The sequence below is a fragment of the Fibrobacter sp. genome, assembly GCA_012523595.1.
In the GTDB taxonomy this organism is placed as follows: domain Bacteria; phylum Fibrobacterota; class Chitinivibrionia; order Chitinivibrionales; family Chitinispirillaceae; genus JAAYIG01.
The window spans coordinates 1-23316 of the sequence record JAAYIG010000095.1; the positions used below are offsets into that span (position 1 = coordinate 1).

Sequence of the window (23316 nt, forward strand, 5' to 3'; positions counted from 1 at the left end):
GACCTGGGCGGGTTGCATGAAAGGCTGGCAGACACTCTTTTTCTCGACAAAAGGAAAATTGAACTGGGACTGGTTGATGGTGAGATGTACTCGCTGGATCTGTTCTATGCCGAACGCAATCCGGTCGCAGCAAACTTCATGATAAGGACCTCGATGGACCTGCGAAACAGCGACGAGCTTTACTACAAAGAAACAGCCTTAGGAAACGGCAGCTACCGCTACGATGTCTGGCAAAGAATTCTTACCGAAGGAACAGGCTGTGGGATAACAAAACTCATTGACGAGGAAGAACTGGCTCAGGTAAATTTCTTTCTGGAAGGTCCTCAGTTCCCCGATGATTCTCTTGTGCCTCTGCCTCCTGGAACCCATTTCGGAGGAATAACGACAGATGCCAGCAAGTCAACGGTTTCTCTTGACAGTGCTAAAATCTCCGGACTCTCACCCGGTCAATACCGTATCATCTTCCAGAGCACTGTAAACAAGGAGAGGTCCGGGTACCTGACCTTTACCGTCTACCCCAAACCCCACCACCTGGACATCCTTACCGATTCCATCCCCCTGGACCCAAAGAAAGATGCCTTTATCGACTCCATTTACATAAGCATTGAGAGAGATTCCATGCAGATATATGCGGTTGTCCGTGACTCTGCAGGCAATTTCATCGAACCGGCAAAATCTCCGCAATGGATAAGCCGGAATCCGGAAATAATCACAGTCATACCTGACCCGGAAAACCCATCCAGGTGCACCATTTTAAAGGTTGACGGAGGTACAACATGGATTGTGGTAAGCACAGCGGGTCTGCTTTCCGATTCTGTAAGAATTGTCGCTGATGACAAACCTGATTATCCCCTTGTGTCATCTGCGGTGATGCTTGACAGCGACGGTGATATCATCCCCGATCTTCTCCATATTACTCTTACAGATACTTTCAAAACCGGCCAGAGTCTCTCCAGTGTTGAAATCAGATATAGCGGAGGACCCTACATCATTCCTGCCGCCTCATGTATCATAAACGGCAATACTGTAATTACCCCTTTTACCTCTTCTGCCGGCATCGACGGCAGACCGTCGGGAAATCTAACAATCAATATCGATGTTGAGGGTGAACCTGAGAGCCACAGCGGTGTTTTCACCGATGGGGTCGGGCCATCACTTATAGCCGCAGATGTACTCGAAAATGAAAGCTCTGATCCGGATATTCTCTTTCTTACCTTCTCAGAACCTATCTTTACATCCACAGTTAAGGGGAATCAACTGCTTCTGATAAAAGCCGGGGACGATACCATCCCGCTGAATATTCTGACGATAAATAATATCGACAATGATTCCACAATCACTGTCCTCGCTTCCTCATCTGCCGGTAAACCTCTTGCCGGAGACTTGCTCCGTCTTGTCCCGGGAAGCCAGGGAGGAAAGATTTCAGAGCTTAACGGAGTACTGCCGCATGATCTGAATATCCCGGTGAAAATAGGATTCAGAGCAGGTGCCGCAGCCATTAAATCCTCCTGGTACATTGATTCCGATGCAAACGGAATCGTTGACAGGATATACCTCCAGTTCAAAAGACCGGTTAAGGTCCAGGAGTTTGACACAATCAGAGTCCAGTGGAATTCCCTGAGTCACCTGATCGACCCGGGCACTATCCAGTTTGTAAATGATTCAACCTTTTACATTCCAGTCGAGGGAACGGTGGTCAGAACAGATCAACCCCTTACTTCCGGTTTCATGCTGGCTGCTGTTGAATTTAAAGCTGTCAAAGGCGTGCTCCGGACATCGAATGCAATTGACAGCGCTGCACCGGTCCTTGTATCGGCAGTGCTTCACTCAGGGCGATACAATTTGTCGGGGGAACCTGATGATGACACCCTCATCTGTGAGTTTTCAGAAGACATCCCGGCACCAGGAAACAGTCCATTTTTACTTGCAAACCCTCAGACCGGGCAGTACAGGTTCAATCTTACCCCATACCACAGTAAGACTACTTTTCTTGTAAACTCTATAGATCCCTCCGGAATTTCCCCTTCGGACAACGATTCTGTCTGGATCGATATCTCAGCCCTAGTAAAAGACTCCTCAGGCAACATTCAATCCAACCCCTCGAACAGAAGGGTCCTGTTGCAGATCATTCAGGAGGAGCCGCAGTGGATGGCACGGATCGGTCCCAATCCCGTGCGACCTCCGTCACCGGCTATAATCCAGGTTACACCTGTCACACCTGCGCCAGTCTCACGGTTCAGAGCACAGATTGTCATTTTTGATGCTTTAGGAAACCGTATTATCGATTCTGAGATGAGCAGTATGGGCAGGCATTTCAAGTATCAATGGAACGGATATAACCGGAGAGGACGCAGAGTGGGAGTCGGAACCTATATGGCTCAGGTAATTGTAAAGGAGAATTCCAAAACTGTGTATACTGAAAAGATTTTTGTGGGTGTAAAGAAATAGCCACTACCGCTTGTTTTGATCGGGGTCGGTATCGATTCCGATACCGACCCCGATCAGAAAGTCAATCCAGGTGAAGCAATTCAAATGCAAAGTAAAACATGATTGCGGCAAGAGCGCTTAACAAGCCGTAAATAAAAGGCTTTTTATACCAGTCCCGCAGAAACAGAAAGACATTTTCCATCCCGGTTTTCTTCCTGGCCACCGACAAGATTATGTTCTGTACAGCAGGGGGAATCTCCTCATCCTCTATCTTCCGGATATCCTCACCAATTTCCCTGATCTCTTCTGTATAATCCAGGCATGCCTGACACTCCTCCAGATGCTGCCTTACTTCATCATCACCGCCCTGCAAAGCGCAGCTTATCAGAGAATCCTCGGATGGATGATTTAAAAGAGAGTATGTCATAATTCTTTCCTCGTCAGGCTTTCCTTCAGCTTTTTCAAGGCCCTGAATGCCTTGACCCTTACAGAATTTTCCGTTATGTTCAACATTTCCCCGATTTCTCTATAGGAATACCCGCACTTTATGTGCAGGTATAGAATTCCCCTTTCAGTATCGGGTAGAACCGTAAGTTCTCTCCAGATGTGCTTCGTATCAGGTTCGATGTAATGATCATCACACTCCAGATCATACTGGGCACGGAACCGGCTGAAGCGGCTGGCTTTCCTGAAAAAATCCATGCTGGCGTTCCGCGCAATTGTAAAGAGCCATCTCTGAAGTTCCACCTCATCGGCAGGAGCGCTTTTGCATTTCCATACATTGGCAAATACATTCTGCAGGATATCGTCAGCCGCCGCACGGTTCCTGGACATCCAGAGGATAAAATTGTAAAGCTTCCGACTGTACCCCTGGTAAATCTTTCTGAACTCATTTTCCTGCACAGAATACCTCTTTTCTTCCTGACTGCACAGTTTCTGCCGGCTTCTATAAATATAAACGACAACTGAAACGGTTTCGTTACAGTAAGGTCAAGCTACGTACACAATCTTTTGCCATTCCCGGAAGTGTTCGTATAAACCTGCGGTCTGGTTGTCATTTCGGCGAGTCTTCGAGGAGAAATCTTTCAAATGTATTTTCCCTGAGAAATACCAATTCCAGAACCGGTAAAATCTCCTTTTCTGTAATATCAGACCTGAGAGCCGATTTTCCCGGCTCAGCAGGCAGCACAAAACGGATCTTTCCTGACAGCACTTTCTTATCAGAAAACATATCCGCATACAGTTTCCGGATATCAGGAACTGAGGGGAGTTCCGGAAGTGGCATTCTTGAAAGCAGATTTCTATAAGTCTCAACATCGGCGGAAGGAACCGTACCTTTTGCTATACCCAGTTCACAGGCACACAGAATACCCCAGAAAACAGCCTCTCCATGCATAACAGATTCAAAGCCGAAAAACCGCTCAAGACTATGTGCAAATGTGTGGCCGAAATTGAGCAGTGCACGCAACCCGGATCTCTCACAGGTATCCTGCTCAACCACCCTTGCTTTTATCTCTATGCTGCGCCGGATACCTTCAAGAAGTTCGCTGCGGCTCTTTGATAGAATCAAGTCGTTATTGATGGAGACAAAATCAAACATCTCCCTCCCGCCTATAAACGCATTCTTGAAAAGCTCTGCGTAGCCGCTCCGGAAATCCCTTTCAGAGAGTGTGTCTAAAAACGCGGTGTCCACTAATACATGAGATGGCTGATAAAAGGCTCCTATCAGATTCTTTCCCATCGGATGATCCACTGCGGTCTTGCCACCCACAGAGGAATCGATCATAGCCAGAAGGGTCGTAGGGATCTGAACATATTTGACACCCCTCAGTACAGAGGAAGCGGCAAAACCGGTTATGTCTCCCACTACCCCTCCACCAAAAGCCAGAACCACACTTGAACGCTCTATCTTTGAACTTAGCAGAAAGTCAAGAACCTCTTTCCAGGTATCTACAGTTTTGTACTTTTCTCCATCGGGTATGGTATAAATCTGAAGGTCGAGCTTTTCTTTCCAGTTTTGAAGGAGCCCGGAATAGATTGAGGCAATCGTGGTGTTTGTGATAAGAAAAAAGGAACTCTCAGGAAACTTACCTTTAAGGAGATCCGGCAGGTCAGCCGATAATCCATGCTTCACAGATACAGTGTAAGAGTTCTCTCCAAGATTTACCGCGATCTCCATGTTTTTTTCGTTTCCTTCTTCTCAATTTTCTGTTTCAATATCCGCACCGATTTTTCTGAAATCATTAACAAAACCGGGATAGGTGACATCCGCCGCCTCCGCAGTTTCAATCACAGTCTCCCCCTCGGCAATCATCCCTGCCAACGCAAGCGCCATGACAACACGGTGATCATAATACCCGTTTACAACTGCACCTCTCAGACGACTTTCCCGGACAACAAGCCCGTCTTCCTCCTCACTGATATCAGCGCCCATCTTCGAGAGTTCCCTGCACATCACCGCGATTCTGTCGGTTTCCTTTATCCTGGCCTGCTTTACATTTATAAAACGGGTAACACCCCTGGAAGCACACGCCAGCACAGAGAGAGCCGGTAGGGCATCCGGCATGCTGTTCAGGTCAATCTCTCTCCCGGAAAGATCAGCGCCGCTGATTGTCACCCCATTCTCTTTGATATCTACTTCTGCTCCGGCAAGCCTTATAATGTCAAAAACTCCCTTGTCACCCTGTGGATCGCTGAAATCAAGTCCTGTAAGGGTCACATCTCCCCCGGCAATCGCCGCGGCAGTTGCCGCAAAGGTGGCGGATGAAAAATCGGAGGGAACGGAAATCTCAAATGGAGAATAATGCTGATTTCCAGGGATAAAAAATTTACTTAAGTCAGGAGCTTTACTGTACTTTATTCCCTGCTTGTCCAGCCACCAGAGTGTCAGTTCTACATAGGGTTTCTCATGAAGATTGACAACATTTATCTCGGTGTTGCCGTCTTTGATCAAAGGACAACTTAACAGCAGACTGGAAACAAATTGACTGGAAATCCCATTTACAGAGACAGTTCCGCCCTTCAGCGGGCCCTTGATAAAAAAAGGCAGATCCCTTCCCGGGACCTCCAGTTCGTAGAAAGCGCCCAGATCTCTGAGCGCATCCAGAAGCACCCTGAAAGGCCTTGACCTTAGAGAATCATCCCCGTCAAAACGCCTCCCCCGGGATCCCAGAGCTGCCGCTGAAGCAAAGAGATTTGTACCAGTACCAGAATTACCCAGATCCAGACTGCCACTGCCCCGGTTGAAATCATCTCCGATTCCGGTGATCCTCACACCACTATCTGTAAACTCCACCACTGAACCCAACCCCTCAGCCGCTCTCAAGGCAGAGCCGCCATCACCCTTAATCAGCGGTCTGCGAATAAGTGATATACCCTCAGCCAGAGATGCAATCAGAAAAGCTCTGATCGTATGGGATTTTGAGGGGGGAATAGCTATGTTTCCAGACAGTGATGACTTACGGACTATCCATTTCATAACAGGTCTCCAGTTCAGCCGGCAACAAGGCCTATTAACTCGTTTATATCGAATATCTCCTCAGGTACATCCACTCCGGTCCAGAGTCTAAAAGAGGCAAGTGCCTGGTAAAGAAGCATTCGAAGGCCGTTCTGAACCCTGCATCCGGCCTCTTCTGCTTCTTTTAAAAACCTGGTTTTATGGGGATTATAGATTGAGTCGAAGACTGTCATATTCCGGTGGAAAAAGTGCGCCGGTAAAGGAGTTTCATCTGTCCGGGGATACATCCCCACGCTGGTGCAATTAACAAGCAAGTCGCATTTACGCAGCAAATCGTGCATACCATCATCGGAAAAACAGATGGATTGTACCCTGAAACCTGAAATGGAACTTATCTCCTCAGCCAGTAAGGATACTTTTTCCCTGTTCCGTCCTGCAATTGTCAATGATGCCGCTTTTCCTTCCAGAGAAATCGCTATGGACAGAGTCCTTGCGGTACCACCGTTTCCCAGGATCACTACATTGCGTCCTTCTGTTACGACATCCATGAATTTCAGCGCCCGGAAAAAGCCTTCCGGATCGGTAGTGGTTCCGCAGAGCGCACCATCTTTCATGTAAAGAGTATTTACAGTGCCTGTGGCCTGCGACAGCCCGGAAAGAGAATCACAGTAACGGGACATCCCGCCTTTGTGAGGGATAGTCACATTTGCGCCTGCAAAGGAAAATGCTCGGAAGGCATAAGCGGCCGTATGAAGAGCACCGGGAGGCACTGATAAAGGAACGTAAACGTATGGAAGCTTCAGCACACGGAAAGCGTGATTGTGAATCTGGGGAGAGATGGAATGTGCCACAGGATACCCCATCAGACACACAATACGGGTATTTCCTTTTATTTGTAAATCTATGTTCATATTGCCGGATCGCCCAGAAATGCCTTTACCCGGTTCCTGCCGCTGTTCTTGGCCCTGTAAAGAGCCACATCGGCCTCCTCTATCATATCCTGGGGAGAAACGATATCTTCCCGGTAGGTAGTAACACCCAGCGATGCCGAAAGGCGACCCTGGGGAAGAGTCTGCTCATTTACAAAACGGTAATCAAACACAGCCTGTCTGATATGTTCAGCAGTTCTCAGTGCAAGGTTAAGCGGCTGCGATGGAAGGAGTACTGTAAACTCCTCTCCTCCGTACCTCGACACGGTGTCATCCTGGCTGCAAACAGCATGGAGTATCCGCACCACCTCTATAAGAGCTATATCACCCTGAATGTGACCGTTCAGGTCATTGTAGATCTTGAAATGGTCAAGATCCAGCATAATAAGCGAGAAAATCTTTCCGGTGGTACGAGCCTGAAGAAAAAGTCTTCTGAATTCATCATCGAAGAAATGACGGTTGTAGGCTTTTGTAAGATCATCGGTTATCGCCCTGCTGGCTGTATCCACATACTCATTGGCATCGATGATCTTGGGGTTTGTCACCCTCTTCTTTATGTTGGTGTAATAATCAAGAGTAGCCACATGGATACCCACATTACGCCCCAGCTTCTCACTGAGTATATACTTGTGCTTGAGTATCTCCTTCCAGTCTCTCTTGGCTTCCTCCTCAGGAAGACGGATCTGCATCAGGGCAAAAATAATATCACGGTAATAGGTACCTGGTTTCTTTCCTATGGAGTCCAACAGGAACTCATCATCTTGAATATGATCAACAATATCTCCGCTGACAATCTCTATAACCCTTCTGTCAGTCAGCTTCTTGAGATTATCAATGTCTTCTATATTAAGATTAGAGTCACCCAGCTCATTGAGGTGGGTTTCTTCGCTTAAATTCGTGTTTTCCATTTTGCTTTCCAGTCAAAATCCGCTCTGCAACTCTGTCCGGGATACTCTTTAGCGGTTCACATCAATAAATACGATCTCAGCATCCCTGAATTGTAGATCTTTTAACGATAAGGAAAATAGTTTCTGAAAAATTGGGAATTTAAAATTCTTGCCTTTGGAACATGCGCATTTTATAATTACTGTAATGGATACAGTATTGCTTAACCCACTTATCACCAGAATCGGGCAATTCCTCAGACTCTTCAGGGAGAAAACCGGGAAGAATCAGAGTGATGTTGCCAATCAGGCTGGTATCTCGGTAAGTATGCTCAGCCAGATCGAACGAGGCATAGTCTCACCCTCGATCGATACTCTGTTTGCTGTCTGTGCGGCACTTGATGTTGAGCCGGCAGATCTGTTTAAAAACCTCTCGACAGAACGCAGGGTCAGGATTCACCGCCATGGGGAACGTTTGACAATGGAAAACGGGGGTGTGGGCTATGAGCAGCTCATGACATGCTCTCAGGGACCCAGCCAGCTTGAAATGTCGCTTCTGGAGATTAAACCGGGAGCAGAGACGGTGATGAGCACTGAGGGGCATGAGGGAATCGAGACCGGATATGTCCTGGAAGGTACTGCAATATTGATAATCGATGGCACTGAATACAGTATAAGTGAGGGAGACAGCTTTTTTTTCAATTCCAGACTCCCTCACCAACTACGAAACTCAGGGCAGAAAACATTCAGAGCGGTGTTCAGCATCTCACCGCCTCATGTTGACTACCTGAAAAACAGCAGTGACATTTGAATTTTGTACGATAAAACCATTTTCTCTGGTTAAAACAGGAAATGCATTTCTAATCAGGGGGGAAAAATGTTTATACTAAGGATTAAATAAGAATAAAGTTCTACTTCTATATTTGTTATCAGGAAAATCCTTTAATCATTTAAACAAGGTCAGGATATGGGAAAGACGATTACAGAAAAAATCTTCGATGCTCATCTGGTAGATGAGCCTTTTGCAGGGACAAGGGTATTGTCTCTGGATGTAGTAATGTGCCATGAGATAACAACGCCCGTTGCTATCGCCGATCTTCAGTGGCGAGGCAAGGATCGCGTTTTTGATCCAGCAAAAATAAAGGCTGTTATAGACCATGTCACACCGTCGAAGGATTCCAAGAGCGCTACTCAGGCAAAAATCCTCAGAGACTGGGCTACCCGCCAAGGGATAAAGGATTTTTTCGATGTAGGAAGAAACGGAGTATGCCACGCGCTGTTCCCCGAAAAGGGATTTATCAGGCCAGGCTACACAGTAATTATGGGTGACAGCCATACCTGTACTCATGGGGCATTCGGAGCTTTTGCTGCCGGTGTGGGAACCACTGATCTTGAGGTAGGAATACTCAAGGGGGTCTGCGCATTCCGTCAGCCGGAAAGCATCAAGGTCACTTTGAAAGGAAAGATGCCCTCTGGGGTATTTGCCAAAGATGTGATCCTTGAGGTCATACGTACATTGACGGTAAACGGCGCCACTGATCATGTTGTGGAATTCACCGGTGAGGTTGTGGAGTGCATGTCAATGGAGGAACGGATGACGCTTTGCAATATGGCAATCGAGGCAGGTGCTACATCGGGACTCTGCATGCCGGACCAAAACACTGTAGAGTATCTCTGGCCATTTATAAGCAGCGATTACAGCAGCAAAGCTGCGGCAGTGGAGGATTTCCGGAAGTGGCATTCTGACCCGGATGCATCCTATGCCAAAGAGATCGAGATTGATGTTTCCGGGCTCGAGCCGGTCGCGACAGTGGGCTATAAGCCGGATCAGGTAAAGAGAGTAACCGAACTGGGAAATACGAAGATCGACCAGGTTTATATCGGAAGCTGTACAAACGGCAGGATTTCCGATCTGCGTATCGCCGCATCCATTGTAAAGGGAACAAAACTGGCTCCGGGTGTAAGAGGGATAGTGAGTCCCGCGACTCCATCGATATTTTCTCAGGCACTCAAAGAGGGTTTGATTGAGATTTTCATGGATGCCGGGTATTGTGTTGTCAACCCTACCTGCGGAGCTTGTCTTGGGATGTCAACCGGGGTACTGGCGGAAGGAGAGGAGTGTATCTCTACCACCAACCGGAACTTTAACGGCCGGATGGGCAAGGGCGGCATGGTTCATCTTGCAAGTCCCGCCACAGCGGCTGCAAGCGGCATAAAGGGTTATATAAGTGATCCCAGGGAGTATCTGGGGAAGTAAGCAACTGTAATTATCCTGAAAAACCGAAAGGAATATAAATATGAAGAACTTTGGCGGTCCGGTACTTTTTCTGGACAGGGCAGATATCAACACAGATGAGATAATACCAGCAAAATATCTGACAGAGGTAAAAAAGGAGGCTCTCAAGCCATATCTTCTCGAAGACCTGAAAATGGATGGATTCAATACTGAAAGCGGGTGGAGAGGGAGAGCCAGGGTAATTGTTACCAGGGCGAATTTCGGCTGCGGGTCATCACGGGAGCATGCCCCATGGGCTCTTGAGGTTAATGATATCACAGCAGTCATTGCCCCGAACTTCGCCAGAATCTTCCGTCAGAACATGTTTAACGGCGGGATGCTTGCTATCGAGCTTGCGCCTGAAACCATACAGGAGATCTTCTCCATGGCAGGAGAGGATGAGGTAGTATGCGATGTAGATATGGAGGCAAAAAAGCTCAGGTTTTCAAAACCGGGCTGCAGTAAAGAGTTCTCCTTCTCTCTCTCCGGCTTTGATGAGGCTCTGGTTAGAGCCGGGGGCTGGGTGGAATTTGCTGACGCAAAATATTGATCTGTTTTTTAAGAGGCGGGCTTAAGTGCCTGCCTCTGCCACTTAAAAAACCATCCCACCATACCCGAAATCAGTAAACGCATTCAACCCCATAAAAGTAAAAAGATAGTCTGTCACTTTTTTTTTCTTTTTTCCATCGCCATTTCTGCAAGGTTTCCTGCTTTCAAATATTCCCACTCCCTTTCTCCTCTTTTCATGCCATGTTAATTATATGCCACCTGGTTCGTAATACTGCATATCAAATTAAAGATGAGAAGATTTTCTGTTTTCTTCAAACAGTTACCATATTATTTTTTCATCTCATTAAAACAACAGACCTGATGCTCAGGAGGACCTTTCGACATGTTGACACACAGAGAGGAATCGTTGCAGAGGGATATCACGCGTATCCGTGATCACGTATGGAAGATGTCACTGCAGGCTGAAAAAGCACTCAATGGCTGTCTGAAATCCTACCTGGAAAACAACCGCCAACTGGCCTACGAAGTAATCCTTCGTGATCAGCATATTGACAGGAAAGAAAAGGAGATCGACCAGCTCTGCCTTGAATTCCTTGTACGTCAAGACCCTGTGGCAGGGTTGTTGCGTTTTGCCTACAGCACAATCAGGATAAATCTTGAAATCGAAAGAATAGGTGATTACGCGGAGTGCATAGCCCGTCAGGTGCTGAAGCTTTATGATGATCCTAATTTCGAGCTCAAAGATGAGATAACTGAGCTTTCCAATCTATCCATAACCATGTTCCATGACTCGATCAGGGCTTTTATGGATCAGGACACTGAGATTGCCCAAAAAAGCATCGAAACCGAAAAAACAGTTGATGTCCTGAGATCGGAGCTTAACAGCCGTGTTGTCAGTCTCCTTGCTCAACAGAAGATTTCCCCTATGGCAGTGGACCCTCTCATGACAATAATCCGTAAATTCGAGAGGGTATCGGATCAGGCTCGTAATATATGCATGGAAGTGCTTTACATGTGCACTGGCGAGTACACAAAACATCCCAGCGCAGAGGCCTTCCGTATCCTTTTTGTTGACGACCACAATTCATGCCGGAGCCAGATGGCTGAAGCTATCGCATTGAGCCTCAATCTCTCCAGGTTCATTTTCGCAAGTGCCGGCATAGAACCAAAACCTGTGGACTGTTCCACTATCGATTTTATGCTGACCAAGGGAATAGATCTGTCACGTGTCACTCCTAAAACAATTCATCAGATCCCAAATCTTGACCACTATCAGGTGATTGTCTGTTTAACGGAGAAAGCGAACAAAGCCTTCCCTCATTACCCCAGGAAAATGGTTTTTCTCCATTGGCCTGTTATAGACCCATCGAAGCTGCAGGACTCCCGGGAGGAAATAAATAAGGCTTATGAAAAGACTTACAATTTTATAAAGAACCATATAACCGACCTGGTTAATGCTATTATAGATACCGATTCAGAAACAGGAAGAGAATAAGTGCCAGTTTTCAGCAGAAATCGTGCTTCCCTTTTTGTCAGGCTTACGGCTGTTGCTTTATTAGCATTGATAGCAGGCTGCGGGAAAAAAAACGACACTGACTCCTCCGGAACAAAATCAGCCGTGGTTCAGGTAAAAGGCTCAGATACAATGGTCAACCTGGCACAGGCCTGGGCTGAGGAATACAAAAACATCAAACCATCTGTAGAAATCGAGGTTTCCGGAGGCGGCTCCGGAGTGGGCATTGCAGCCCTGATAAAAGGGGCAATTTCCATAGCCACTGCCAGCAGAAACATGAAGAAAAGTGAGATAGAGCTGGCAGAAAAGAATACCGGAAAGACACCCAGGGAGTACGTTGTCGGGTATGATGCTCTTGCGATTTACGTTCACAAGGATAATCCGCTGGAGGAGATAACTGTCGAGCAGCTTGCGCAGATCTATGGGGAAGACGGCACTATAAAGAAATGGTCTCAACTGGGGATCAAAATTCCGGGAGCCAAAAGAGATAAAATCCTCCGTATCAGCCGTCAATCCAGTTCCGGAACTTACGAATTTTTCCGTGAGTATGTCCTCAGCAACAAGGATTTTGAACTCGGTTCTCTCGATATGAACGGTTCAAAAGAGGTTGCCGAGCTGGTAGGAAATGTAAAAACAGCCATAGGGTACAGCGGCATGGGTTATGCTACTTCCCATGTCAAAATGCTCAAGATTAAAAGCAGTTCGGGAATCTCTTACTTGCCGACTATTGAAGACACCCAGACCAGAAATTATCCGCTGGCACGCTCGCTACTGATCTATACACTTGGAGAACCCGATGATGAAATAAAGCATTATATCGAGTGGATAATGTCGGAAGCCGGCCAGAAAATCGTGGCAGATAACGGATATGTCCCGTTACCATCAGCAAAAACAGATTTACAAACCTGAACCGGGAACTTTTCAGGAATGACAGAAAATCAAGATTCCGTTTTAGCTGCTGAGTTTCCTCTTCTATCCGACCAGAAAGCACTTTCTCTGCCAAAGCGCCCCTTATGGGTTGTTACGGCAGAGCGGGCCTTCGAGTGGATTATCCGCCTCAGCGGAGTGAGTGCGATTCTGTTTGTACTTGCCATATTCTTTTTTGTATTCAAGGAAGCTATCCCTGTACTGTTCAGCGAAAATTTCAGCATAGTACAGTTCCTATCCAGTACCAAATGGTACCCGACATCGGCTGTAAACGTCAGGTACGGCACCTTCTCTCTTATAATCGGCAGTTTTTCGGTAACCCTTTTTGCCATGCTCATAGCTGTTCCTTTCGGGCTCGGAGCCGCAATTTACATCTCGGAGTTCTGTGAAAAAAGGCTCAAAGAGACGCTCAAAATCATAATAGAGCTTCTGGCAGCCATACCCAGCGTGGTCTGGGGCTTTATCGGAATTACAGTCATGAGCAAGCTGATTGTAAACTTTACCAGTGCACCGGCAGGTGTGAATCTTCTCAATGGAGGGTTGATTCTTGCTCTGATGAGTGTGCCGATTATCGTCTCTATAAGTGAAGATGCGCTGAAGGCAGTGCCCGATTCCTACAGAGAAGCAGCCCTGTCGATGGGTGCCACAAAGTGGCAGATGATCTACAGAGTACTTATTCCGGCTGCAAAAAACGGACTCCTGGCGGCAGTGCTTCTGGGAATCGGAAGAGCTGTAGGCGAGACTATGGCTGTGCTTATGGCAACAGGACATGCGGTGCAGATTCCAATGAGCCTGATCGATTCGGTCAGGACACTCACGGCAAATATAGCCGCTGAACTTGGTGAAGCACCGGCGGGTTCAGATCACTACAGAGTACTTTTCCTCACAGGTGTATTGCTGTTCTGTATCACCTTCGTGGTAAATCTTACAGCAGACCTGGTAATCAGGGGTATCCACAGGAAATGAGTCAACAACAGTCAAACTCATCATCCAGGTTTACAAGAACATCATTTACAGCACGTAAAGAATGGTATGAGACTGCGGCGAAATGGGCATTTCTTATCATGGTGATGTCACTTGTCATTCCTCTCTTGATGATAGTCGGTTACCTGATTTTCAAAGCCTCACCATCGCTTAGCTGGTCATTTCTGGTGGATGTACCGATACGGGGAATGAGAGAGGGCGGAATCTGGCCGGCCTTTATAGGTACCCTTTACCTGGTGATAATTTCGCTGCTTATCTCCACCCCTGTTGGTGTGCTTGCTGCAGTGTACCTCAACGAGTACGCAAAAGACAACCTTTTCAACAGAATCATTAATATGGCGGTTATAAATCTTGCCGGTGTTCCAAGCATTGTGCACGCTCTTTTCGGGCTGGGAGCATTTGTGTATGCAGCAAGATTCGGATATTCAATAATCTCGGCGTCGTTGACACTTGCTATAATGACTCTTCCGGTGATCATAGCCAGCACCCGTGAAGCTCTGGCATCGGTACCGATGAATTTCAGGGAAGCCTGCTGGAATGTGGGAGCAACCCGATGGCAGACTATAAAGGCTGTTGTCCTCCCAAATTCAATCAGCGGTATCCTTACCGGGATAATCCTGCAGGTAAGCCGTGCAGCCGGAGAAACCGCTCCGATCATGTTTACAGGAGCAGTTTTTTTCAAGGCAGTTGAGAAAGGGAACCTGTTTCCATACCAGCTTACCGATCAGTGCATGGCTCTTTCCATGCATCTGTACACAGTTGCCACACAGGTGCCTGGTGTGAAAGAGTCGATACCGTTTGCTACAGCAGTAGTTCTCCTGGGTTCGGTGCTTCTGGTAAACGCAAGTGCTATAGCCCTGAGAGTATGGTTGAGAAACCGGAAAAAGTGGTAGGGATGGATACACAGAAGAAAATAAAAGTCGAGGACCTGCGTCTTGCTTACGGCGGCATCGAGGTAATTCACAATATCTCCTTTGAAGTCTTTCGCAATGAAATACTGGCAATAATAGGCCCCGCACAGTCCGGAAAAACATCACTCCTGCGCTGCATAAACAGAACAATCGATTTTATAAAGGATACTTCGGTCTCCGGAAAGATTTTTATGGATAACGAGGATATCATCAGGACAAAAGATGTCTTCGACCTCCGTAGAAGAATCGGCATGGTAGCACCTCTTCCTGTCGGGCTCCCGCTGACTATCTACGAAAATGTGGCTTTCGCGCCCAGATGCTCCGGGATGAAGAAAAAAAGCCAGCTTGACGAAATAGTAGAACGATGTCTGAGACAGGCTGCGCTCTGGGATGAAGTAAAAGACCGGCTCAACAGTCTTGGAACCGCATTATCGGGCGGCCAACAGCAACGTCTTACAATCGCCCGAGCCCTCTCTCATCAGCCGGAAGTCCTCTGTCTGGATGAATTTTCAATTGCCATAGATCCGGTCACCACGATGCGCATCGAAGATGTTCTGAAAGAACTCAAACGTGAAATAACTATTATCCTGGTAACAAATCTTACACACCAGGCCAGACGCCTGTCTGACAGAGCCATGTTCCTGTGGAAGGGAGATATTGTTGAGATCGACCGTTCAGAGGTAATCTTTTCCAATAAACCGGCAAAACAGGATACTTACGATTATGTAAACGGAATTTTTGGTTAACAGGCTTCAATATGAGTGAAAAAATAGAACACAGCATCCTGACAAACGATCTCAACCTCTGGTACGGAAACTTCCAGGCCTTGAAAAACATAAACCTGAAAATCAAACACGGCCTGATTACCTCACTGATCGGCCCCAGCGGATGCGGAAAGACCACACTCCTGCGATGTTTCAACAGGATAAACGAGCGTTTCAGTAATGTACGCACTACCGGGACAATCTCGATTCTGGGGAAAAACATATACGATCACGATGTATCTCTGGTTGAACTGCGAAAATCCGTGGGGATGGTCTTCCAGAGGCCAAATCCACTCCCTGTTTCAGTTTACGAGAACGTGGTTTTTGGTTTACGCACGCATACCCCGCGTTTCAGTCTCAGGAAACCTTTTCTTGACGAAGCGGTTGAGAAAGCATTAACAGAAGCAGACCTGTGGAAAGACCTTAAAGACCGCCTTAAAGCAAAGGCAACCAGTCTCCAGCTCGAACAGCAGCAGAAACTCTGCATCGCAAGGATTCTTCCTCTCAAGCCGGAGATAATTCTTATGGATGAACCCTGCTCGGCTCTTGACATTGAGGGAACAAAGGCCGTAGAGGAGCTGATGCTATCGCTCCGCGGAAACTACTCTATTATTATCGTGACACACAGCATGGCACAGGCCAGACGAATTTCCGATGAATGCATTTTCATGCTTCTGGGAGAAGTGGTGGAACACAGCCGTACTGAAGAACTGTTTATCAATCCTGCAAACCCTAAAACCGCAGAATACATCGAGGGACGTTACGGATAAGGATCTCTTTCTTTCCGCCGGATTATAGACTCTTCCTGAAATCCAGAAAATCCGGAGCGTTTTTCAACAGCCGTAAAAAGCTGTGAGGTGACTGGAAAAGCATTTTGGGATACACATTTTTACGCATAAAGGGGCGGTTGTAGAAACGGCGGTAAAATTCTCCGTAATGATACTCAAGCACACTCTTCTGCCCGATCTCATTGGGAACAAAGACAAACTGCATGCAGTCCATTTTTGACCAGTCATTCTCAAATGTACCCAGGCTTTCGATGTCTCTGGTGATCGGAGCGCCCGGAAAAGGGGTAAACGCCGTCAGGTTGGCGTCCTTCAAAGGAAGAGAAAGAGCCAGTTCCCTTGTCTTTACAATTGATTCCTCTTTCTCGCCCGGAAATCCTATCATGAAAAGGCCCTTTACCCACAAACCTGAATCATGCAGCAATTGCACGTCACGGCGGATATTCTCAATTGACAAACCATCCTTATGGGTATCCAGCAGGTTCTGGTCTCCAGACTCGATCCCCACAGATACCATCCAGCAGCCTCCCTTTTTCAGCAGCGCTATCAGCTGAGGATCGATATGCCCGATTCTAACTATACAGTTGAATGTAACCGGAATACGGCTTGAAGAGAGCCGCAGACATAATTCTTCGACTCTCTTTCTATTAAGCGTAAAGAGATCATCGTAGAAATTTATATGTCTGACACCGAAGTCCCGATAAAGCCACAATATCTGCTGGAAAGTGTATTCCGGAGAGTTCCACCAGAAACCTTTCCCGAAGACCGAGCGGTCACAATATGTGCAGGAGTAAACACATCCTCTCGATGAGATGATATTGGCACCAGGGTGCCTCGGATATCCGAAAAGAGGCATAAGGTATTTACCGGGAAAGCCGGAGAGGAGATCATAAGCCGGAAAAGGCAGCTCATCCAGAACACAGGGAGGGATGCTTTTTGTGCCGTTACGGACAGTCTGCCCGTCACGGAAATAGATTCTGTCGCAGTCGTTCGACCCATCAGCCAGCATCCTTATCGCTGTTTCACCTTCACCTGCGATAACATAATCGATAGCCGGAAAGCTCTCCAGAATCTTTTCCTTTCCCCAGGAAACATGCACACCTCCAAATACGGTCTTTATATCCGGGGAGATTTCCTTCACCTTCAGGCAAACATCGTAGGCATCCAGAAACGCGGATGTAGTAGTGGAAAACCCGATCATATCGGGTTTCAGGGAGCAGATTCGCTCAGCCCATTGCTGGTTTGTCACTCTGTTCTGCAGTGCGGCATCGAAAAGATACACCCGATGGCCGGATTTTCTCAGTACGGCGGCAATTGAAGCGAGTCCGACCGGTGGCATTACACATGCCAATGACCCGATTCTTCTGGTACCAGGCTCAAGCCGGTAACCGCGTGGATGAAAAAGTATTATCCGCACCATTACCTCTTTTCTCTATAATTACCCTGCCAGAAATTCCCATAGAGGCCCCTTTATTCCTCTCTCTCTCAACGATTCCATCACCTTCGCCTGTTCGGGGGTAATATCCTCCACAGCCCACCTGCAGCTCCTTTGATGAAATTCCGAAAGCATCCCGGCAATTCTCTCTTTTGTTAAATAAGGTGAAATATAGAAAAGCGGTTCAAGCAGATTGACTGGTTCAGAGATATATTTCTCTTTCAACGCGTGAGCATAAAGAGGAGTACCGGGATAGATACGCATTCCTGTAAAAGGAAAAATCACTGTCTTCTTTAACATTGTTGAGTTTTCAAAACTCTTCCTCAGGGTATCTTCAGTTTCTCCGGGCCCTCCGATAATGAGGAAATGCGAGTAGTGAATTTTCTCTTTCCTTGCCATCTCACTCGAGGAAAGGATATCATCGAAGGTAAAGTTTTTCCCGTAACTCTCCAGTACACTGTCACAGAAGCTGTCTGAACCAAACTCGATGTGTTTCAGCCCTGCCCTGGCCATCAGCGCCATCAGATCCTGTGTAAGATTGCAGGGCCGCAGGAAACAGCCCCACTCAAATTTCACCTTCAGTTTTAAAAACTCTTCACATATACCTGCAACATGATCATTGCTGGTGTTAAATGCCGAATCTACAATAAACAGGTATTCTGCACCTGACCTGACCGCATCTTCGGCATCTTCCGCCACCGAGCGTGCCGGCCTGAATCTGGCCCTTTTGCCTTCGATCAGAGGATATGTACAGTAGCAGCATGTAAACGGACACCCGCGCTGGGTCTGGATATTCAGCATCCCGCTTGATTTTAAATAATACCCGGCAATCTCAGGGATGCGGCATGGTATAGAGATTTCAGAAGACGGAAATGCCGCAGGAGCGTTTTTCCTGACTATGTTTCCCTGTCTGTAAATGAGCCCCGGAACCTTCTCCAGTGCAGAGAGCGATTCTCCATGCGATCCGCTCAGGACCTCTAAAAGCGTGATTATCGAGCCTTCAGCCTCACCCATCAGCCCGTAATCCGCACCTGTCATCTCAAGAAGCTCTTCCGGAAAAAGTGAAAATGCGCTTCCTCCCAGGATCAGACCCGCTCCGCTTACATCTTTCACTCTCTTGACAGTTTCACAAAGTTCAGGAACGAAAAACTGTGTTTTATCTATCCTTACATCATCGATATTCCGCAGAGATAAACCGACATAATCGGGATTGAAATCTCTTAGAACAGGTTCAAGGTCCCTGTCCTGAAACCCCATGTCTATTACTTTTACATCAAAGCCATTCTTCCTGAGTGCACCGGTTATGTGTGAGATGCCAAGCGGGAAAACAGGGTAAGGATTACGGCAGCGGTTTATACTGACTAACAATATCTTTACAGGCAAAATATTCCTTCACTCATTTCCAATGTACAGCCAGACACTTATTCTTTCCTGAAATATACTTATCGTTCAGCAGTATCCGGTGAACTTATCAACCGCTTCCGAACCGGAGTCGGTATCGGCAGGTTCAGACTCTTTCCCCAGATATTCACCAAGCTCAGTGCGAAACATTTCGCAAACCTTCTGGGCTGTAAGGTCATATCCCGCCATTTTCAGGGTTGTGCAGAATTCCTCGTGCTTTCTGCCCTGACGGTACTCAGGTTCCTTCAGAGGATGTTTAAGATAGCGGCTGAGAATTGAAAGATCAGATTCAACCATCAGACTTGCCTGATAATAATAAAGCGCAGGATTGGAGCCCAGATACAGGGAACTGCCCAGGAACTTGCGGTTGGTAATCGCCAGATCACTTGTGCCCTTATGTTCTACAGGACCGATCCCGTGTTTTTCAAGCACCGCAACTATGGCACCCTGGACTTTTGCAAACAGTTCAAGCGCTGTGTATCTGTCTCTCGGGCCTACTACAATAGTGACCACCATCCCGGGAGCAAGTACCACAGTTCCTCCCCCGCCGCGCCTTTCCAGAACAGGAACATTGTCCTCCTTGCACCTGTCGAGATAAATCTCTTCTGATGGTTTTCCGGAGGGGCCGTGTACTACTTCAACTACGGGTTGTTCATAGACAAAAACAAATGGTTTGGGCTGTAATGCCCCTAATATAAACAAACCATCATTCTTCTTAGGGTCACCGGGAAATAAAGGTGCTATCATCCGTTCACCTTCTTCTGCATTTTGCTGTAAATACTCGTAATAAACAGGGAAAGATAGGAAGCAAAAGGAAAAATCTTTTTAAGCAAGGGTGTCCTGATGTGAATTGCCCTTGAGGGACACATCTCATGACAGCAGAAACATCGTATACATTGCCTGTAATCAAAAGTTGGAACTTTCCCTTTCCCCCTGACCGCGACCGCTTTGGGATTAACCGGGCAAACCTGCTCACAACGACGGCATCCGGTACAGCTTTTACTGTCTATCACCGGACGTGGAGAGAAATGTCTTTTAAGTTCCCTGAGGAGTCTGGTTTTAGGGACTATCACAGGAGCACTTCTTACCACACGAAATGATTTATCTATGAAAGATTCTATTGGATCGCCGATAAGCTCGATCTGGTCATCGAGTGTATGACCGAGACCACACTGTGCTCCGATTTTAAGCGGAGGTGCAAACGATGGATCCAGATCGATTATCCTGCAGGCGACAGAGTCAATAGCAACAGGATCGGTGGAAAGCAGGATTGCCCCGATCTTTTTGGGGTCACCGCTTTGAGGTCCGTTTCCCTCCATGGCGTAAACCGCATCCATAACATACAGGCGCGCCTTCACAAAACTGGTAATATCGACCAGAAGCTGTGAGAATTCATATATTTCGGGAAACCTGGCATGGTACTCTCCTTTTGTCATCCCCGGTACACATCCATACTGATTTTTCACAGCACCCGTCATTCTGGTAAGACCATGAGTCTTGAGCTTCGGTAAACTTACCACTCCGTCACTGCTCAGAACCGCTTCTGCGATGTAGAGAATCTTGCTGCTTATACCTTCAGGAAAAGACACTATACTGCCACGGTCAAACTCCCCCTGAGCAATACCAAGCTCCTCGGCAATCTGGTGAAAACCTGCCTTTTTCAGAGCACCTATGGCAGGCTGTATCCCTCCCGGTGAATCACCGTAAAAAAGCCTTGCTCCGGATTCTCTTAACAGGAGTGCGACAGCTTTGAACACAGAGGGGTGAGTAACCACACATTGACTGGGGTCTGTTCCCCATAACACATTTGGTTTAAGAAGAATTCGTTCATTTTGGCGGGCAAAACAGTCTGCCCCCCCAAGATATTCAATTCCCCTTTTTATTGCGGAATTGACCTCTTCCTGATCGTAAGAATCACATTTTACAATGACTACTTTTGATTTCACTGCAGTTCCCTTTCAGAAAACTTAAAAATACAGTCAAGTAAATTTAAATTCCAATAAATTGGATACAGGGGGGGGCAATGTTTATTTTTTAATTTTTGCCTGCTTCAGATTTCCGGGGCAGGAGCATTCATGGGAAAAGGTAGAATGAACAAGAATCCGGCAGTAACCCTCAATGGGTATAATTTGACAATCGAGGAGATTGTCGCAATTGGAATCGGTGACAGGTCTGTGGATCTTGATGCCAGTGCATTGGAAAGATGCCGCGCATCAAGAAAATTTCTGGAACAGGAAGTTTCAGCAAGGCGGATAATCTACGGGGTTAATACCTCTTTTGGACCGATGTGCAACAAAATCATTAACGACAATGAAATCGAAACTTTACAGATAAATCTTATCAAAAGTCATGCAGCCGGGCTGGGCGACCCTCTGAAACCATATGTCTCCCTGGCGGTTATGGCTGTGCGGCTCAACAGTCTTATCAAGGGATACTCCGGAGTCAGGGTAGAGCTTCTTGAGCATTTGAAAAACATGATCAATGCCGGTATAGCCCCTTATATACCGGAATGCGGTAGTGTCGGAGCATCCGGAGACCTCATACACCTTGCCCATCTTGCGCTGGCAGTGATTGGTGAAGGTAAAGTGTTTTACAAAAAGGAGCTCAGGAACGCCTCTGAGGTACTTGCCGAATGCGGGCTTAGGCCCTTCAGGCTCAGTTACAAAGAGGGAATTGCCCTGATGAACGGGACCGCTGCAATGACAGCGATCGGGGCTTTTGCGCTTTTCGGGGCAAAAAAGCTCCTGCGACTCGCCTGTGTCAATGCAGCCTTTTCAATCGAGATCTTTGGCGGTATCGATGACGCTTTTGATGAGGATCTCCATGAGGTCAAGCCCCACCCCGGGCAGATAAAAATAGCCTCCATCATCCGCGATCTCTACAAGGGATCAACAAATATCGTGCTCAGGTCTCATATGCATGATTTGATCAGAAAGCAGCAAAAAGAAGGCATCGTTTACGAAACGAGCATTAATGTTCAGGATGTCTACTCGATCAGGTGTACACCCCAGATTCTGGCGCCGGTAAGCGAAGCCATCGACTATGCGGTAAAGACAATAGAAACTGAGGCAAACTCATCCAATGACAATCCTATAATTATCCCGGAAAAGAAAAAGGTAATCCATGGAGGAAATTTTCATGGCCAGAGTGTAGGATTTAATATGGATGCGATCTGTATGGCCATTGCAGAACTCTGCAATCTCTCCGAAAGAAGGTTGAACAAACTTCTGGATGGTAAACTTAACGAGGGATTGCCTGAACACCTCATCCCGAAAACACCAGGACTGGCGATGGGATTTATGGGAGCGCAGTATCTGGCTACATCGACTACCGCAGAAAACCGGCAGATAGCAAACCCGGTCAGTACACTCTCCATCTCCTGCAACGCCTCTAATCAGGACGTTGTCAGCATGGGAACAGTGGCGGCCAGAAAAGCTTTCAGAGCGGTAAGCAATGCCAAGCATGTCCTGACACTTGAAACCCTTGCCCAGCTTCAGGCTCTTTCGTTCCGTAATACGCCTGGAATGGGAAAAGGGACCAGAAAGATTTACAACATTCTGGTAAAGAATTTCCGGGTCTACGACAACCAGCGGATATTTCATGATGATCTGGCTTCTCTGAGGAAAACCCTTTTCTCTAGCAGCCTGCTGGATAATCTATCTGAATATGTAACCTGATTGTTTTCATATTTTTCACCTCACCGGGGTGTTGAACATGTTTCGCAGAATCGGCAATCTGTTGGTAGATCTGAATCCGGTGCTTTGTTCCCTGGCTCTGTTCTTGTTTCTGATGTCCGGAAATGTTCTGACACTACGCAATGCTGAATTTCTCAATACAAAATTGATTTCCAGCCAGGTTGAAAATGCCTCTCACCAGATCATCGACCAGATCGAAAACCAGATTACAGAGCGCCACAATGATCTTGAGCTTCTTGCAGCACTCTGGCCGAATTACCAGCCGCATCTTCAGGTGGCCAATTTTTTAAGAGATGCCACAAAAATAGCAACCCAGAAACCTCTTTACCATGCCATCAATTTTCTTGATACAACCAGTATCGTGAGAATTTCCGCTCCTGAAGGCAGACGTCCCGACCTTTTAGGCCTGAATGTCTCTA

General features: G+C 47.0%; 22 protein-coding genes. 12 read left to right on the top strand and 10 right to left on the bottom strand.

The features are described 5' to 3' along the window. On the top strand, positions 1-2448 hold a 2448-nt coding region (locus GX089_05840), incomplete at its 5' end, for a hypothetical protein (GenBank protein ID NLP01994.1). Positions 2449-2509: 61 nt separating this feature from the next. Here the strand turns inward: GX089_05840 and GX089_05845 are convergent. The 6 genes from GX089_05845 to GX089_05870 form a co-directional block, all read right to left on the bottom strand. Then, positions 2510-2854, bottom strand: a complete 345-nt coding sequence (locus GX089_05845) for a hypothetical protein (protein NLP01995.1) — start codon at positions 2852-2854, stop codon at positions 2510-2512. Continuing rightward, complete coding sequence (locus tag GX089_05850; protein NLP01996.1) at positions 2851-3330, bottom strand: sigma-70 family RNA polymerase sigma factor; 480 nt, start codon at positions 3328-3330, stop codon at positions 2851-2853. The genes GX089_05845 and GX089_05850 overlap by 4 nt, the downstream gene beginning before the upstream one ends. A 151-nt stretch (positions 3331-3481) precedes the next feature. Next, the gene (gene aroB / locus GX089_05855) at positions 3482-4606 is read right to left on the bottom strand and encodes a 3-dehydroquinate synthase (GenBank protein ID NLP01997.1); all 1125 of its coding nucleotides are present in this window, start codon (positions 4604-4606) and stop codon (positions 3482-3484) included. 21 nt (positions 4607-4627) lie between these two features. Then, positions 4628-5905 carry a 3-phosphoshikimate 1-carboxyvinyltransferase gene (aroA, locus tag GX089_05860; protein NLP01998.1) on the bottom strand — a complete coding sequence of 426 codons (1278 nt, stop codon included), beginning with the start codon at positions 5903-5905 and terminating at the stop codon, positions 4628-4630. A 14-nt stretch (positions 5906-5919) separates the two neighbouring features. Beyond that, a complete protein-coding gene (gene aroE, locus GX089_05865; GenBank protein NLP01999.1) occupies positions 5920-6735 on the bottom strand; it encodes a shikimate dehydrogenase in 816 nt (271 codons plus the stop codon). A 56-nt stretch (positions 6736-6791) separates the two neighbouring features. Further along, positions 6792-7721 carry a diguanylate cyclase gene (locus GX089_05870; GenBank protein ID NLP02000.1) on the bottom strand — a complete coding sequence of 310 codons (930 nt, stop codon included), beginning with the start codon at positions 7719-7721 and terminating at the stop codon, positions 6792-6794. Between the two features lie 196 nt (positions 7722-7917). On the opposite strand from GX089_05870, the gene GX089_05875 reads away from it, so the two are divergent. From GX089_05875 to GX089_05915, 9 genes are all read left to right on the top strand, one after another. Continuing rightward, positions 7918-8508, top strand: a complete 591-nt coding sequence (locus GX089_05875) for a cupin domain-containing protein (protein NLP02001.1) — start codon at positions 7918-7920, stop codon at positions 8506-8508. A 156-nt stretch (positions 8509-8664) separates the two neighbouring features. Next, on the top strand, positions 8665-9954 hold the full coding sequence (locus tag GX089_05880) for a 3-isopropylmalate dehydratase large subunit (protein NLP02002.1): 1290 nt from the start codon (positions 8665-8667) through the stop codon (positions 9952-9954). A gap of 40 nt (positions 9955-9994) precedes the next feature. Then, positions 9995-10522, top strand: a complete 528-nt coding sequence (locus GX089_05885) for a 3-isopropylmalate dehydratase small subunit (protein NLP02003.1) — start codon at positions 9995-9997, stop codon at positions 10520-10522. 342 nt (positions 10523-10864) lie between these two features. Then, positions 10865-11977 (top strand): phosphate signaling complex protein PhoU, encoded by a 1113-nt coding sequence (gene phoU, locus GX089_05890; GenBank protein NLP02004.1) that lies wholly within the window; start codon positions 10865-10867, stop codon positions 11975-11977. Beyond that, positions 11978-12904: a phosphate ABC transporter substrate-binding protein gene (locus tag GX089_05895; protein ID NLP02005.1), complete on the top strand. Its 927-nt coding sequence runs from the start codon at positions 11978-11980 to the stop codon at positions 12902-12904. Positions 12905-12922: 18 nt separating this feature from the next. Then, a complete protein-coding gene (gene pstC, locus GX089_05900) occupies positions 12923-13888 on the top strand; it encodes a phosphate ABC transporter permease subunit PstC (protein NLP02006.1) in 966 nt (321 codons plus the stop codon). Beyond that, positions 13885-14799 carry a phosphate ABC transporter permease PstA gene (pstA, locus tag GX089_05905; protein NLP02007.1) on the top strand — a complete coding sequence of 305 codons (915 nt, stop codon included), beginning with the start codon at positions 13885-13887 and terminating at the stop codon, positions 14797-14799. Before pstC ends, pstA begins: the two co-directional genes overlap by 4 nt. A 2-nt stretch (positions 14800-14801) precedes the next feature. Beyond that, the gene (locus GX089_05910; GenBank protein ID NLP02008.1) at positions 14802-15563 is read left to right on the top strand and encodes a phosphate ABC transporter ATP-binding protein; all 762 of its coding nucleotides are present in this window, start codon (positions 14802-14804) and stop codon (positions 15561-15563) included. Positions 15564-15586: 23 nt separating this feature from the next. Continuing rightward, positions 15587-16351 (top strand): phosphate ABC transporter ATP-binding protein, encoded by a 765-nt coding sequence (locus tag GX089_05915; GenBank protein ID NLP02009.1) that lies wholly within the window; start codon positions 15587-15589, stop codon positions 16349-16351. 22 nt (positions 16352-16373) lie between these two features. Here the strand turns inward: GX089_05915 and GX089_05920 are convergent, their stop codons facing one another. From GX089_05920 to GX089_05935, 4 genes are all read right to left on the bottom strand, one after another. Further along, positions 16374-17786, bottom strand: a complete 1413-nt coding sequence (locus GX089_05920) for a B12-binding domain-containing radical SAM protein (GenBank protein ID NLP02010.1) — start codon at positions 17784-17786, stop codon at positions 16374-16376. Between the two features lie 18 nt (positions 17787-17804). Then, on the bottom strand, positions 17805-19184 hold the full coding sequence (locus tag GX089_05925; protein NLP02011.1) for a radical SAM protein: 1380 nt from the start codon (positions 19182-19184) through the stop codon (positions 17805-17807). Between the two features lie 66 nt (positions 19185-19250). Further along, complete coding sequence (locus GX089_05930; protein ID NLP02012.1) at positions 19251-19949, bottom strand: hypothetical protein; 699 nt, start codon at positions 19947-19949, stop codon at positions 19251-19253. Then, a complete protein-coding gene (locus GX089_05935) occupies positions 19946-21148 on the bottom strand; it encodes a DUF362 domain-containing protein (GenBank protein ID NLP02013.1) in 1203 nt (400 codons plus the stop codon). Before GX089_05935 ends, GX089_05930 begins: the two co-directional genes overlap by 4 nt. 144 nt (positions 21149-21292) lie before the next feature. On the opposite strand from GX089_05935, the gene GX089_05940 reads away from it, so the two are divergent. Both GX089_05940 and GX089_05945 read left to right on the top strand, forming a co-directional pair. Continuing rightward, a complete protein-coding gene (locus tag GX089_05940) occupies positions 21293-22879 on the top strand; it encodes an aromatic amino acid lyase (protein NLP02014.1) in 1587 nt (528 codons plus the stop codon). Positions 22880-22916: 37 nt separating this feature from the next. Further along, the coding region (locus GX089_05945) for a hypothetical protein (protein ID NLP02015.1) at positions 22917-23316 on the top strand (400 nt) is incomplete at its 3' end.